We start from the raw sequence: 14,271 nt of genomic DNA, 5'->3' as shown, positions 1-14,271 counted from the left end.
CGCTAGATCTTGCGGGAGAGGATTGCCTGCTTGACCTCGGCAATTGCCTGCGTTACCTGGATGCCGCGGGGGCATGCTTCGGTGCAGTTGAAGGTGGTGCGGCAGCGCCACACACCTTCCTTGTCATTGAGGATCTCCAGGCGCATGTCGCCGGCGTCATCACGGGAATCGAAGATGAAGCGGTGGGCGTTGACGATCGCTGCCGGGCCGAAGTACTGGCCGTCGGTCCAGAAGACCGGGCAGGAGGACGTGCACGCGGCGCACAGGATGCACTTGGTGGTGTCGTCGAAGCGCTCACGGTCCTCGGCGGACTGCAGGCGTTCCTTGGTGGGCTCGTGGCCCTTGTTGATAAGGAACGGCATGACTTCACGGAAGGACTGGAAGAACGGCTCCATGTCCACGATCAGGTCCTTCTCCACCGGCAGGCCCTTGATGGGTTCCACCGTGATGGGCTTGGTCGTGTCAAGGTCCTTCAGCAGGGTTTTGCACGCGAGGCGGTTGCGGCCGTTGATGCGCATGGCATCGGAACCACAGACGCCGTGGGCGCAGGAACGGCGGAAGGAGACGCTGCCGTCAATCTCCCACTTGACCTTGTGCAGGGCATCCAGCACGCGGTCGGTTCCGTACATGGTCACCTTGAAATCGTCCCAGGTGGCGTCCTCGGAAACCTCGGGGTTGTAACGGCGCACGCGCAGGGTGACGTCGAACGTGGGGATCTCTCCGCCGCCTCCGATGTGCGCGGGCAGCTCGATCTTGGAGGCTGGCTCAGCGAGTTCAGCGGTCATCTTAGTACTTCCTCACCATCGGCTCGTAGCGGGTAAAGACAACCGGTTTGGTGGCCAGGCGGATGCCGGCAATTGCTTCGGCCGATCCGTCAGCCGGGGCGTGGTCGTCCTTGTACGCCATGGAGTGCTTCATGAATTTTTCGTCGTCGCGGTCCGGGAAGTCCTCGCGGAAGTGTCCGCCGCGGGATTCCTCACGGTGCAGGGCAGCAACCGTCATGACCTTGGCCAGTTCCAGCAGGAAGCCCAGTTCAACGGCTTCGAGCAGGTCCAGGTTGAAGCGCTTGCCCTTGTCCTGGACGCTGATGCGCTTGTACCGCTCTTCGAAGGACGCGATGTCCTTGAGGACCTGGTTCAGCGTGTCGGCCGTGCGGAACACCTGCATGTTGGCGTCCATGGTGTCCTGGAGTTCCTTGCGGATCACGGCCACCTTCTCGTCGCCGTTGCCGTTGCGGGCGATATCCAGCAGTTCGATGGTGTACGCCTCCGGGTCCTCCGGGAGCTCCACGAAGTCAGCCGTCTTGGCGTACTCCGCGGCGGCGATGCCGGCGCGCTTGCCGAACACATTGATGTCCAGCAGCGAGTTGGTCCCTAGACGGTTCGAGCCGTGAACCGACACGCAGGCCACTTCACCGGCCGCGTAGAGGCCCGGCACCACGGTGTCGTTGTCCTGCAGCACTTCAGTGGTGATGTTGGTGGGGATGCCGCCCATGGCGTAGTGCGCCGTCGGGAAAACCGGGACCGGCTCCGTGTACGGCTCAACACCGAGGTAGGTGCGGGCAAACTCGGTGATGTCCGGCAGCTTCGCATCGATGTGCGCCGGCTCAAGGTGCGTCAGGTCAAGGAGGACGTAGTCCTTGTTCGGGCCACAGCCGCGGCCTTCGCGGACTTCGTTGGCCATGGAGCGGGCCACGATGTCACGGGGTGCAAGGTCTTTGATGGTGGGGGCGTAGCGCTCCATGAAGCGCTCACCCTCAGAGTTGCGAAGGATGGCGCCTTCGCCGCGTGCGGCTTCCGAAAGCAGGATGCCCAGGCCGGCAAGACCGGTCGGGTGGAACTGGAAGAATTCCATGTCCTCCAGCGGGATGCCGCGGCGGAACGCGATGCCCATGCCGTCACCGGTCAGGGTGTGTGCGTTGGACGTGGTCTTGAAGACCTTGCCAGCACCGCCGGAGGCGAACACCACGGACTTGGCCTGGAACACGTGCAGTTCGCCGGACGCGAGGTCGTAGGACACAACGCCGGCAACACGCTTCTGCTTGTACGGCGTGCCGTCTTCGCGGACAGCGTCTTCCTCGACAGTCAGGAGGTCCAGGACGTAGTACTCGTTGTAGAACTCGACGTTGTGCTTGACGCAGTTTTGGTACAGCGTCTGCAGGATCATGTGACCCGTGCGGTCGGCGGCGTAGCAGGCCCGGCGGACCGGGGCCTTGCCGTGGTCACGGGTGTGGCCGCCGAAGCGGCGCTGGTCAATCCGTCCCTCCGGCGTGCGGTTGAACGGCAGACCCATCTTTTCCAGGTCCAGCACTGCGTCGATGGCTTCCTTCGCCATGACCTCGGCTGCGTCCTGGTCCACCAGGTAGTCGCCGCCCTTAATGGTGTCGAAGGTGTGCCACTCCCAGTTGTCTTCCTCGACATTGGCCAGTGCTGCACACATGCCACCCTGCGCCGCACCGGTGTGCGAGCGGGTGGGGTAGAGCTTGGTCAGTACTGCTGTGCGCGCGCGCTGACCGGATTCGATCGCGGCGCGCATGCCAGCGCCACCGGCACCGACGATGACGACGTCGTACTTATGGACCTGCATACCAGACGCTCTTTCTCTCAAAATTCGCTATAAAACCACGGGCGGGCGGAGCCTGCTCCGTAAAACCGATGCCCGCACACCGTGCGGGCGCAGCTGATCCCCTGACGGGGAAGGTGCCGCTAAGGGGCCGGGCAGAAGCCGCCCGGCAGCGGTACGCCGCTTGCGTCCAGCGGGCACGGGTTGAAGGTGAAGATCACCAGGGTGCCCAGGATGATGATGACGGTGGTGGCGGCGTAGAGGACGGTCTTCAACCAGAAACGCGTCGAGTCCTTCTCGGCGTAGTCGTTGATGATGGTGCGGACGCCGTTGGTGCCGTGCAGCATGGCAAGCCAGAGCATGGCCAGGTCCCAGAACTGCCAGAACGGATCTGCCCACTTGCCGGCCACAAAGCCGAAGTCAATGGCGTGGATGCCTTCGCCGGCCAGGAGGTTGATGAAGAGGTGGCCGAAGATCAGGACCACCAGGACGACGCCCGACAACCGCATGAACAGCCAGGCCGCCATCTCGAAGTTGCCCTTCGAGCCGCCGGTCCGGCGGTACTTCGGGGCGATCAGTCCGGCGCCCGGCTTGCCGCTGCTGTTTTGTCCACTTCGCGGGTTCTGAATCTGGGTAGCAGTCATGGCTTAGTGACCTCCGAAGGCGAGGGAAAGGTGGCGGATGGAGAAGCCGACCATGACGATGACCCAGAGGATCAGGACCGTCCACAGCATCTGGCGCTGGTACTTCGCGCCCTTCTTCCAGAAGTCGACGGCGATGATCCGCAGGCCGTTGAAGGCGTGGAAGACGATCGCTGCGACAAGGCCCGTTTCACCCAGGGCCATAAGGGGGTTCTTGTAGGCGCCGATCACGGCGGTATATGCCTCTGGGGACACGCGCACCAATGAGGTGTCCAGCACATGGACCAACAAGAAGAAGAAAATCACTACACCTGTAATGCGGTGTCCAACCCAGGACCACATGCCTTCACGGCCGCGGTACAAGGTGCCAGCTGGTTTTGTCGGCACTGAATAAACCTCCCTGCAACACAGCGGCGCTGGCATGGGATCCACGCGGGGGGAACGCCTGCTGCGAGAGCACTCGTAAGCTCAAGCCTAAATCTAGGCTTCGCTCACAGCTTATTCAATTTAGGAACTCCTTGGTGTCGCCTGCCTGCGCGGTTTTTGTCCTTATTTGAGACGAACGCCACATTAAGGCACCCGAAGGGGCGCCGGAGGGACGGCATCTGCCCGTATCAGGGCGGTGGTCGGCTAAAGTAGGCCTTGATGACTACAGACATAGCGACAAGCCGGGATTCACCGCTGGACCGTTTTATTGCGGTAATTCCTGCAGGCGGAGTGGGGACCCGCCTCTGGCCCCTGTCACGTGCAGCAGCCCCCAAATTCCTCCACGATCTCACCGGTTCCGGCAGCACACTGCTGCGGGCGACCTACGACCGCCTGGAACCGCTGGCCGGTAAGGGCGTACTGGTTGTTACCGGTGTCGCGCACCGGAACGCGGTGTGCAGCCAGCTTCCCGAGATCCAGGATTCCGATCTGGTGCTTGAAAGCGAGCCCAAGGACTCCGGCGCGGCTATCGGCCTCGCGGCGGCCATCCTTTACCAGCGGGATCCGGAGATCATCATGGGTTCCTTCGCCGCGGACCAGGTGATCAGCCCCGACGATCTCTTCCAGGACGCCGTACGGGAAGCCATTCATACGGCCGCTGCCGGCAAGATCGTCACCATCGGCATCAAGCCCACCCACCCGTCCACCGGGTTCGGGTACATCCGCTCCGGCGAGAACCTTTCCATCGCGAAGGCGCCGAGCGCGCAGGCCGTGGTGGAGTTCGTGGAGAAGCCCAGCGAGGACGTTGCCCAGCAGTACGTGGACAGCGGCGAGTACGTATGGAACGCGGGTATGTTTGTTGCTCCCGTGTCACTGATGCTCAAGCATCTCGAAGCAAACCAGCCTGAACTGTTCAAGGGACTCACGGAGATCGCCGAGGCCTGGGACACGCCGGAGCGTGACGAGGTCACGGCCCGTGTCTGGCCCACGCTGCCGAAGATCGCCATCGACTACGCGGTGGCGGAGCCTGCCGCCGCTGCCGGGGACGTCGCCGTCGTGCCCGGTGCCTTCCGCTGGGACGACGTCGGTGACTTCGCCTCCGTGGGCCGGCTCAACAGCGCCAGGGAAGTGGACGATGTAACGGTCCTCGGCGAAGGCGCCCGTGTATTCACCGAAAACGCCAGCGGCGTTGTGGTCACGGACACCAAGCGTGTCATCGCGCTGATCGGCATCAAGGACGTTGTCATCGTTGACACCCCGGATGCTTTGCTGGTGACCACCATGGCGCACTCGCAGCGTGTCAAGGCCGCCGTTGATGCGCTCAAGGCCAGCGGCGACACCGACGTCCTCTGATTTCGGACCCAGCCCAAGCTTTCCGGCGCCGCCGGGGAGCTTGGGCTGATCTGTGTCCGGTGCCGGAAGCCGGCTCCGGGATCCGTAACCCGCAGACCCTGATGCGGGTATTCGCGGCACCATCGCTAGAGTTGTTCCGTGCGCAATTACACTACTGAAGCCGAGCCAACCGCCCTTGTGGGGCCGTGGCTGGAGCCGCTGCTGCCGGAACTCATCGATTTCCGCCGTGACCTCCATGCGCATCCGGAGTTGTCCTTCAAGGAGTTCCGGACCACCAACAAGCTGGCGGAGCGGCTGGAAGCTGCCGGCCTGAAGCCGCGCCGGCTCGAAGGTACCGGCCTCACCGTTGACGTCGGCGAAGGCCCCATCGCCACGGCCCTGCGCGGAGACATCGACGCCCTCCCCATCATCGAGGAAACCGGCCTGCCGTTCGCGTCGAAGAACCACGGCGTCACCCACGCCTGCGGCCACGATGTCCACACCACCACCATGCTGGGGATTGCCCTGGTGCTGCACCGCATGCACCAGGAATCGCCGCTGGGCGGCAGTGTCCGCATCATTTTCCAGCCGGCCGAGGAAACCATGCCCGGCGGAGCGCACGCCTGCATCGAGCAGGGCGTGCTCGATGGCGTGCCGCGCATCTTGGCCCTGCACTGCGATCCGCGCATCGACGTGGGCAAGATCGGCACGCGGATCGGGGCCATCACCTCGGCCTCGGACACCATCCGGATCGAGCTTTCCGGACGCGGCGGCCACACCTCCCGCCCGCACCTGACCGAGGACCTCGTCTTCGCGCTGGCGCAGATCGCCGTGAACGTGCCGGCAGTGCTGTCCCGCCGGGTGGACGTCCGCAGCGGCGTCTCGGTGGTCTGGGGACACATTTCCGCCGGCTCGGCACCCAACGCCATTCCCGGCACGGGCTACATGGCCGGAACCATGCGGTGCCTGGACCGCGATGCCTGGCACAGCGCAGGCGAACTCCTGGACGAAGTGGTCCATCAGGTTGCTGGGCCCTACAACGTGGACGTCCGGCTGGAGCACACCCGGGGCGTTCCGCCGGTGGTCAACTCCGAACATGAGACGGCCCTGATCGAGGCAGCCGCGCGCGCTGAAATCGCCGAAAGTGCCGTGGTCCTCACCCCGCAGTCCATGGGCGGCGAGGACTTCGCCTGGTTCCTGGCTGAACTTCCAGGGGCGATGATGCGGCTTGGCACCAAGACGCCCGGCGGCGAGGAATACGACCTTCACCGAGGCGATTACATCCTGGACGAGCGTGCCCTGGGCTACGGCATCCAGGTCCTGACCGCCGCGGCCCTCCGCACCATCCGCGACCTCTAAGCAACGCCCCACAGCGCGAACGGACACTTAAGCCCCGCACCAGAGCGCGAACGGACAGTTAAGCCCCGCACCAGGGCGCGAACGGACAGTTAAGGCCCGCACCAGGGCCTCAACTGTCCGTTCGCGCCCTCCCTTTGCCCCGATAAGTTGTGCACAATTCAATTGTGCGTTATTGTTTTTCTATGACCGACGCTCCCAGACTCAATCGCCAGGTGTGCTTCGCGCTGTATTCCGCGTCGAAGGCAGCCACCGCCGTTTACCGGCCCATGCTTGACGAGCTGGGACTGACCTATCCCCAGTACCTCGTCATGCTGGTGCTCTGGGAGGATCAGCCGCGCAGTGTCCGCGAACTGGGGGAGGAGCTGGGCCTGGACTCCGGCACGCTCTCCCCGCTGCTGAAGCGGCTCGAGTCGCTGGGGCTGGTGGAGCGCCGGCGTTCGGCCGAGGATGAACGCCGGGTTGAGGTCTTCCTCACGGACTCCGGTACGGCCCTCAGCGCCAAGTCCAGGGCAATACCCCAGCAGCTCGCAGACGCGGCAGGCCTTTCCGCGGCCGAGCTCGACCAGCTCCGGGAGACCCTCGGCCGGCTCACAGCCGCCCTCCATTCCTCCCGCTAGACAGACTTTCCATCCAACAGAACGGAACCACGTGAAGACTCTCTACACAGCAGAAGCACTCGCCTCAGGCGAGGGCCGGGACGGCACTGCCCGCACCAAGGACGGCAAACTCGACGTGACCCTGGCCAGCCCCGTGGAACTGGGCGGCGACGGCCAGGGCACCAACCCGGAACAGCTCTTCGCGGCCGGCTACGCGGCGTGCTTCCACTCGGCCCTCCGCCTGGTGGGCCGGAAGGAAAAAGCCGACCTCACGGATTCCGCCGTCGCGGCGAAGATCCACTTCGGCGCCCTCGAGGACGGTGTGGGTTACGGCCTGGCCGCCGAGCTCGAAATCGCCCTGCCCGCCCTGGACCTGGCCACAGCGGAGGCCCTCGTGGCCAAGGCACACCGGATCTGCCCCTATTCCAATGCCACCCGCGGCAACATCAACGTAGACATCAAAATCCTGGAGGTGGCCGCATGAGCGCCAACACCGTAACCCTTCCCGTCACCACCCGCGAGATCCAGCTGGTGTCGCGTCCGCACGGCCGGCCCGTCCCGGAGAACTTCCGCCTCGCCGAGTCGGAGCTCCCGGAACTGCAGGACGGTCAGGTGCTGGTCCGCAACCGTTTCATCTCCGTTGACCCTTACATGCGCGGCCGCATGAACGACGTCAAGTCCTACTCCGCGCCGTTTGCGCTGGATGCAGCGCTCGACGGCGGCGCTGTCGGCGAGGTGATCGCGTCCAGGTCGGAGGAACGCAAGGTAGGGGACGTCGTCGTGCATTCCCTTGGCTGGCGTGAATACGCCGTGCTGGACGCCTCCGCCACCTCCCTGGCCCGCACCGACCTGGCACCGGCATCGGCGTTCCTGGGAGCGCTGGGCATGACCGGCCTGACCGCCTACGCCGGCCTGCTGAAAGTAGCCGAGTTCAAGCCCGGAGAGGTCGTCTTCGTTTCCGGAGCCGCGGGTGCCGTCGGGTCCCTGGTCGGCCAGATCGCCAAGGCCATGGGTGCCTCCCGCGTGATCGGCAGCGCAGGATCCCCGGAAAAGGTGGCACGGCTGCTGGAGCTCGGCTTCGATGCCGCCTTCAACTACAACGACGGCCCGGTGGCTGACCAGCTCGCCGCGGCAGCGGGTGAACGCGGGATCGACGTGTACTTCGACAACGTCGGCGGTGAACACCTTGAAGCGGCGCTCTCCGCGCTGACTGTCGGCGGCCGTGTAGCCATGTGCGGCGCCATTGCGCAGTACAACTCGACCGAGGCCACTCCGGCTCCCCGCAACCTCATGCAGGCCATCGGCAAGCAGCTGACCCTCAAGGGCTTCCTGGTCGGCGGCTACTGGCAGTATATGGGCGAGTTCGTCGAAGCTGTGTCCGCCTGGGTTGCTGATGGCACGGTCCGCTACGACGAAACCGTCGTGGACGGCCTGGAGAACGCCCCGCAGGCTTTTATGGACCTTCTCGACGGCGCCAACACCGGGAAAATGCTGGTCCGGATCTAGGAAATGGACGTGACTTGCGGTGGCGGCTACCGATAGGTAACAAGTTCTCAACAATCTCCCGGAAGGTGCGCCGGCGTGGTATCAGGACGTGTCCCAGGCCACTACAGTAGCTGACATCAGTGCGCCTCGGCGCAGTGCTGCGAACCCATCAGTGAAAACAGAATTTCAGTGTGGAGCATTCGAAACGGACACTCATTGAACCCCCGTCGTAGCGCCTATCTCTTTGTTCCTGGAGGAAAATTGAAGAACTCACTGCGTGCAACCCTGAAGCGCGGTTCAATGGCCGGTGCCGCCACCGCGGGTGCGGCCGCCCTGCTACTGTCCGGCTGCGGGGCTCCCCCGGAATCCGGAAGCACCGCAAGCGCCACCGCCAGCAACTACACCGGCTGCATCGTGTCCGACTCCGGTGGATTCGACGACCAGTCGTTCAACCAGTCCTCGTACGAAGGACTGAAGAAGACCGAGAAGGACCTTGGAATCAAGGTCAACCAGGTCGAATCCAAGACCAACAACGACTTTGAACCGAACCTCCGCGCCATGGTCACCGCCGGCTGTAACCTGACCATCACTGTTGGCTTCCTGCTGGGCGATGCCACCAAGGCCCAGGCAACCGCCAACCCGGACAAGCACTTCGCCATCATCGACTTCGGCTACGATACCCCCATCACCAACGTCAAGCCGATTATCTATGACACGGCCCAGGCTGCTTTCATGGCCGGTTACCTCGCCGCCGCGACCACCAAAACCGGGACGGTCGCCACGTTCGGCGGCATCAAGATCCCCACGGTCACCATCTTCATGGACGGCTACGCCGACGGAGTGAAGTACTACAACGAAAAGAAGGACAAGGACGTCAAGGTCCTTGGCTGGGACAAGGCGAAGCAGGACGGCAGCTTCACCGGTGACTTCGAAAAGCAGGACAAGGGCAAGCAGCTGACCCAGAACTTCCTGGACCAGGGGGCGGACATCGTGATGCCCGTTGCCGGACCCGTGGGCAAGGGCGCCGGCGCGGCCCTGAAGGAAGCCAAGGCAGCAGGCAAGGACGTCAAGCTCATCTGGGTTGACTCCGACGGCTTCCTGACCGCCCCGGACTACAAGGAAATCATGCTCTCCTCCGTGATGAAGCAGATGGGCGAGGCCGTTGAGACGGTTGTGAAGGAAGACAAGGACGGCAAATTCACCAACACGCCGTACGTCGGCACCCTTGCGAACGACGGCGTCCAGCTGGCCCCGTTCCACGACCTGGAGTCGCAGGTTTCCGCGGAGCTGAAGACTGAACTGGACCAGATCAAGAAGGACATTGTTGACGGCAAGCTGAAGGTCGAGTCGGCAGCAAGCCCGAAGGCTTAGTTCCCTCCGCAGAGCGCCACCACCCGGTTGGTCATTGACTTCCGGGCGGTGGCGCTTTGCGTTGGGTGTCGGCTCTTCCAGCGGGCTCTTCCCGTTCCGTCAATGGCTGCAGGCACTAGGCTGGTGCTGCAGCCACATATCCCGTCCGGGCACATTTTCCGGACGCTTCGAGATTGGTCAGAGTTTTGAAACTTGAACTCAGAGGGATCACCAAACGCTTCGGCTCCCTAATTGCCAACGATCACATCGATGTGGTTGTTGAACCCGGGCAAATTCATTGCCTGCTCGGTGAAAACGGCGCTGGCAAGTCCACGCTAATGAATGTCCTGTATGGACTGTATGAGCCCAGCGAGGGCGAAATCCTGGTGGACGGCAAAGCCGTCACCTTCCGCGGCCCGGGCGATGCCATGGCTGCAGGCATCGGCATGGTGCACCAGCACTTCATGCTGGTCCCGGTATTTACCGTCGCGGAGAACGTGGCGCTCGGCGCCGAGACTACCAAAGCGGGCGGCTTCCTCGACCTGGACGACACGCGCCGGAAGATCAAGGAAATTTCCGACAAATACGGTTTCGACGTCGACCCCGACGCCCTGATCGAGGACCTTCCGGTAGGCGTCCAGCAGCGCGTTGAAATCATCAAGGCCCTGGTCCGCGATGCGAAGGTGCTCATCCTCGATGAGCCCACGGCAGTGCTGACACCGCAGGACACCGATGAGCTGCTGGACATCATGCGCCAGCTGAAAAGCAGCGGCACGTCGATCGTTTTCATCTCCCACAAACTCCGCGAGGTGAAGGCGGTGTCCGACACGATCACCGTCATTCGGCGCGGCAAAGTGGTGGGTACGGCGGACCCCGGTGCGTCCACCACCGAGCTTGCCTCCATGATGGTGGGCCGCGCGGTCAACCTGACGCTGGACAAGGCAGCGGCCAAACCGCAGGAAACCACGTTCCAGGTCAAGGACCTCACCGTGATCGCCCCGACAGGCCAGCACGTTGTGGACGGCCTCAGCTTCGACATCGCCCGCGGCGAAATCCTGGCGGTCGCAGGCGTGCAGGGCAACGGCCAGACTGAACTGACCGAAGCCATCCTGGGCCTGCAGGAGCGCTGCCACGGATCAATCCTGCTTGACGGCGAAGAACTCCTGGGCCACAGCGTCAAGGAAGTCCTCAATGCAGGCGTCGGCTTTGTCCCCGAAGACAGGACCGTTGACGGGCTCATCGGCACGTTCTCCATCGCGGAAAACCTGGTGCTGGACCGCTACGACCAGCCGCCTTTCGCCAAGGGCATCAGCATGAGCCCCGCCAGGATCCTGGAGAACGCCAAGTCCCGGATCGACGAGTTCGACGTCCGGACACCGTCCGGGTCACTGGCCGCGGGCACACTCTCCGGCGGAAACCAGCAGAAGGTAGTCATGGCCCGGGAGCTGTCCCGGCCGCTGCGCCTCTTCATCGCCTCCCAGCCCACCCGCGGCGTGGACGTGGGGTCCATCGAGTTCCTGCACAAACGCATCGTGGCCGAACGCGACCAGGGCACCCCGGTGATGATCGTCTCCACCGAACTCGACGAAGTGATCGAGCTCGCCGACCGCATCGCAGTGCTCTACAAGGGCAAGCTGGTGGGCATCGTCCCGGCCGGCACCGGCCGCGACGTCCTGGGCCTGATGATGGCCGGGCTTTCCCCGGAAGACGCCCACGCGGACACCACGGTCACCACCCACGCTGACACCGCCCGCCCGCACAAGCCGGCACAGACTTCCACCTCCGGCGCCGAAGGAGGCGACCATGACTGAACAGGACAAGCCCAAACACGTGGCTGACGAAAACGCGGAGGAAAACCGCGACGCGCAGCCTGCCGAACCCCAGGCGCCGGCCGACGACGCAGCAGCCGCCGCCTCGCTGGACACAGCCGGCGGCGCCATGCAGCCCTCGGCCGTTCCCGTCTCGGCCCAGAGCGGCACCGTCCCGGGCGGACCGGACACCCTGGTCCGGCGGATCTTCACGGGCAGCGGCATGGTCTCGGTCCTTGCGGTGCTGCTCGCCCTGATCCTCGGCGGACTGCTGATCGCCAGCACGGACAAGCAGGTGGGAGCCACGGCAAGCTACCTCTTTGCCCGGCCCTCGGACTTCCTCTCGGCTCTCTGGACCGCTGCGACGCGTTCGTACGTCGCGCTGTTCCAGGGTTCGGTGTTCAATCCCCGGGGCTCGAGTGTCGCGGTGCAATTTGCGCCGCTGATGGAGACCCTCACCATAGCGACACCGCTCATCACCGCGGGCCTGGGCGTGGCACTGGCATTCCGAGCCGGCCTGTTCAACATCGGCGCCCAGGGCCAGATCATCATGGCCGGCATCCTTGCCGCCTGGGCCGGCTTCGCGCTGCACCTGCCCGTGGGCCTGCACCTCCTGCTGGTCCTCGTCGCCGGCATCGTGGGCGGTGCCATCTGGGGTGGACTGGTGGGCCTGCTGAAGGCACGCACAGGAGCCCACGAGGTCATCCTGACCATCATGTTCAACTACATCGCCCTGTACTTCCTGCGCTACCTGCTGAACACCCCGGCGTTCCAGCGGCCGGGGGAGTCCAACCCCATCTCGCCGATCCTGGATCCCTCCGCTGTGTACCCGCAGATTTTCGGGACCCAGTACAGGCTGCACCTGGGCTTCGTCCTGGCCATCGCGGCCACCGTCCTCGTCTGGTGGCTGCTCAACCGGTCCACCGTCGGATTCGAATTCCGGGCCATCGGGGCGAACCCCAAGGCGGCACTGACCGCCGGCATCAACGTTCCCCGGGCCACCGTCCTGGTCATGGCAATCGCCGGTGCCCTGGCCGGCATGTCCGGCGTGGCGCAGGTGGCGGGAACCGAAAAGGTCCTGACCGACGGCGTCGCCGCCACCTACGGCTTCGACGCCATCACCGTTGCACTCCTGGGACGCTCGACGCCGTGGGGCACCTTCGCGGCCGGCCTGCTGTTCGGCGCCTTCCGCGCCGGGGCGGTGCAGATGCAGATCCAGACCGGAACCCCCATCGACATCGTGCTGGTGGTCCAGTCGCTGATCGTCCTGTTCATCGCGGCCCCGCCGCTGGTGCGTGCCATCTTCGGGCTCAATCCCCGCAAAAGGAAGGCCGCTAGGCCCGGCAAGTCCAGGACGGCAGCAACCACCGGAGGTGCAGCATGAGCACAACAGCAACATCGCCTGTTCCGGGCGCACCGCAGCAGGGGACGCCGCAGTCGGCCAAGGAAAAGGCCCCCGCAATTTCAGCGAAGCCCGTGACCTGGAAGGTGCCGGTCCTGCTGGCCGTCCTCGGCGTCGTGGCGTTCGTCTTCTTCGGGGTCATGGGACCCAACCAGACGGCAAGTTTCGGGATCTCGTCGAGCGGTGACTTCTTCCAGCTTCCGGCCATCCAGGTGCCCGCCTTCCTCGGCGGCATCGCGCTTTCGGTCCTGATGCTGGGCCTCGCCGCATACGCGGTGTACCGGAAAACCCGGAACGAACCCTCGCCCGGCTGGCTTCCCATCGTCTTCATCGTCCTTTTCGTGGCAGCCTTCCTGATCTGGGTGGTGGGCGGCGCCCGCACACCCAGCATCTCGCTGGCCGGTCTCATCGCCGGTTCCGTGACGCTCGCTGTTCCCCTCGTCTTCGGCTCCCTCTCGGGCGTGCTCTGCGAACGCGCCGGCGTCGTCAACATCGCTATTGAAGGCCAGCTGCTTGGCGGTGCCTTCACGGCGGCAATGGTCGCCACCCTGACCAGGAGCCCCTTCATCGGGCTGCTGGCGGCGGCCGTCGCCGGCGCCGTCGTCTCCATGGTGCTGGCTGTCTTCAGCATCAAGTACCTGGTCAACCAGATCATCGTGGGCGTGGTCCTCAACGTTCTGGTCTCCGGCCTGACCGGTTTCCTGTTCAGTACCGTGATGCAGGCCAACAAAGCCCTGTTCAATTCACCGGGCCGCCTGCCCATTATCGACATCCCCGTGCTGTCCAGCATCCCGGTGATCGGCCCCATCCTGTTTAAGCAGTCCGTGGTGGGTTACCTGATGTACATCGCGGTCATCGTGGTGTGGGTCGGCCTCTTCAAGACCAAATGGGGCCTGCGCGTCCGGGCCGTCGGGGAACACCCGCAGGCCGCCGATACCTTGGGCATCAAAGTCAATGCCACGCGCTTCTGGAACGTCACGCTCGGCGGTGCCGTGGCAGGCATCGGCGGTTCCTTCTTCACGCTGGTGGCGATTGACAGCTTCACCAAGGAGATTTCGGGCGGACGCGGCTTCATCGCCCTGGCCGCGCTCATCTTCGGCCGGTGGAACCCGATCGGTGCCTTCTTCGCCGCACTGCTGTTCGGCTTCGCGGACAACCTGCAGAGCATCGTGACCATCATCGGCACACCGGTTCCGAGCCAGTTCATGGCCATGCTGCCCTACCTGGTGACGGTACTCGCCGTGGCTGGACTGGTTGGCCGCTCCAGGCCGCCGGCGGCTGACGGCATACCCTACGTCAAGGGTTGACGG

The 14,271-nt window shown here is 64.4% G+C and carries 13 protein-coding genes; 9 read left to right on the top strand and 4 right to left on the bottom strand.

The annotated features are described in order from the left end of the window. Positions 1 to 2 precede the first annotated feature (2 nt). The 4 genes from AC1DRE_RS12265 to sdhC all read right to left on the bottom strand — a co-directional run bounded on the left by AC1DRE_RS12265 (position 3) and on the right by sdhC (position 3,590). Positions 3 to 785, bottom strand: a complete 783-nt coding sequence (locus AC1DRE_RS12265; protein ID WP_476984888.1) for a succinate dehydrogenase iron-sulfur subunit — start codon at positions 783 to 785, stop codon at positions 3 to 5. A gap of 1 nt (position 786) precedes the next feature. Beyond that, positions 787 to 2,586, bottom strand: coding sequence for a succinate dehydrogenase flavoprotein subunit (sdhA, locus tag AC1DRE_RS12260; protein ID WP_214955519.1), 1,800 nt, complete (start codon positions 2,584 to 2,586; stop codon positions 787 to 789). 119 nt (positions 2,587 to 2,705) lie between these two features. Further along, entirely contained in the window at positions 2,706 to 3,206 is a 501-nt protein-coding gene (locus tag AC1DRE_RS12255; RefSeq protein ID WP_214955521.1) for a succinate dehydrogenase hydrophobic membrane anchor subunit, read from the bottom strand. Positions 3,207 to 3,209: 3 nt separating this feature from the next. Next, positions 3,210 to 3,590: a succinate dehydrogenase, cytochrome b556 subunit gene (gene sdhC / locus AC1DRE_RS12250; protein ID WP_081818859.1), complete on the bottom strand. Its 381-nt coding sequence runs from the start codon at positions 3,588 to 3,590 to the stop codon at positions 3,210 to 3,212. 258 nt (positions 3,591 to 3,848) lie between these two features. On the opposite strand from sdhC, the gene AC1DRE_RS12245 reads away from it, so the two are divergent. The 9 genes from AC1DRE_RS12245 to AC1DRE_RS12205 all read left to right on the top strand — a co-directional run bounded on the left by AC1DRE_RS12245 (position 3,849) and on the right by AC1DRE_RS12205 (position 14,268). Further along, positions 3,849 to 4,982: a mannose-1-phosphate guanylyltransferase gene (locus tag AC1DRE_RS12245; protein ID WP_476984887.1), complete on the top strand. Its 1,134-nt coding sequence runs from the start codon at positions 3,849 to 3,851 to the stop codon at positions 4,980 to 4,982. A gap of 138 nt (positions 4,983 to 5,120) precedes the next feature. Next, positions 5,121 to 6,320, top strand: a complete 1,200-nt coding sequence (locus AC1DRE_RS12240) for an amidohydrolase (RefSeq protein WP_476984886.1) — start codon at positions 5,121 to 5,123, stop codon at positions 6,318 to 6,320. Between the two features lie 182 nt (positions 6,321 to 6,502). Then, the gene (locus AC1DRE_RS12235) at positions 6,503 to 6,937 is read left to right on the top strand and encodes a MarR family winged helix-turn-helix transcriptional regulator (protein ID WP_476984885.1); all 435 of its coding nucleotides are present in this window, start codon (positions 6,503 to 6,505) and stop codon (positions 6,935 to 6,937) included. Between the two features lie 31 nt (positions 6,938 to 6,968). Beyond that, positions 6,969 to 7,400, top strand: a complete 432-nt coding sequence (locus tag AC1DRE_RS12230; protein WP_476984884.1) for an organic hydroperoxide resistance protein — start codon at positions 6,969 to 6,971, stop codon at positions 7,398 to 7,400. Next, positions 7,397 to 8,422, top strand: coding sequence for an NADP-dependent oxidoreductase (locus AC1DRE_RS12225; protein ID WP_476984883.1), 1,026 nt, complete (start codon positions 7,397 to 7,399; stop codon positions 8,420 to 8,422). The genes AC1DRE_RS12230 and AC1DRE_RS12225 overlap by 4 nt, the downstream gene beginning before the upstream one ends. Positions 8,423 to 8,662: 240 nt before the next feature. Beyond that, the gene (locus AC1DRE_RS12220) at positions 8,663 to 9,772 is read left to right on the top strand and encodes a BMP family lipoprotein (protein WP_476984882.1); all 1,110 of its coding nucleotides are present in this window, start codon (positions 8,663 to 8,665) and stop codon (positions 9,770 to 9,772) included. Between the two features lie 185 nt (positions 9,773 to 9,957). Then, positions 9,958 to 11,562 (top strand): ABC transporter ATP-binding protein, encoded by a 1,605-nt coding sequence (locus AC1DRE_RS12215; RefSeq protein ID WP_476984881.1) that lies wholly within the window; start codon positions 9,958 to 9,960, stop codon positions 11,560 to 11,562. Further along, complete coding sequence (locus AC1DRE_RS12210) at positions 11,555 to 12,943, top strand: ABC transporter permease (protein ID WP_476984880.1); 1,389 nt, start codon at positions 11,555 to 11,557, stop codon at positions 12,941 to 12,943. Before AC1DRE_RS12215 ends, AC1DRE_RS12210 begins: the two co-directional genes overlap by 8 nt. Beyond that, positions 12,940 to 14,268, top strand: a complete 1,329-nt coding sequence (locus AC1DRE_RS12205; RefSeq protein WP_476984879.1) for an ABC transporter permease — start codon at positions 12,940 to 12,942, stop codon at positions 14,266 to 14,268. The genes AC1DRE_RS12210 and AC1DRE_RS12205 overlap by 4 nt, the downstream gene beginning before the upstream one ends. Positions 14,269 to 14,271: the final 3 nt, after the last annotated feature.

The organism is Arthrobacter sp. P4_H3, assembly GCF_056400885.1.
The sequence above is the reverse complement of the archived record's forward strand: the minus strand, read 5'-3'. Positions and strand labels throughout refer to the sequence as shown.

Coding starts and splice junctions, on each gene's coding strand:
- AC1DRE_RS12265 (WP_476984888.1), bottom strand. CDS start 785: ATGACCGCTGAACTCGCTGAGCCAGCCTCCAAGATCGAGCTGCCCGCG.
- sdhA (WP_214955519.1), bottom strand. CDS start 2,586: ATGCAGGTCCATAAGTACGACGTCGTCATCGTCGGTGCCGGTGGCGCT.
- AC1DRE_RS12255 (WP_214955521.1), bottom strand. CDS start 3,206: ATGACTGCTACCCAGATTCAGAACCCGCGAAGTGGACAAAACAGCAGC.
- AC1DRE_RS12245 (WP_476984887.1), top strand. CDS start 3,849: ATGACTACAGACATAGCGACAAGCCGGGATTCACCGCTGGACCGTTTT.
- AC1DRE_RS12235 (WP_476984885.1), top strand. CDS start 6,503: ATGACCGACGCTCCCAGACTCAATCGCCAGGTGTGCTTCGCGCTGTAT.
- AC1DRE_RS12225 (WP_476984883.1), top strand. CDS start 7,397: ATGAGCGCCAACACCGTAACCCTTCCCGTCACCACCCGCGAGATCCAG.
- AC1DRE_RS12210 (WP_476984880.1), top strand. CDS start 11,555: ATGACTGAACAGGACAAGCCCAAACACGTGGCTGACGAAAACGCGGAG.
- AC1DRE_RS12205 (WP_476984879.1), top strand. CDS start 12,940: ATGAGCACAACAGCAACATCGCCTGTTCCGGGCGCACCGCAGCAGGGG.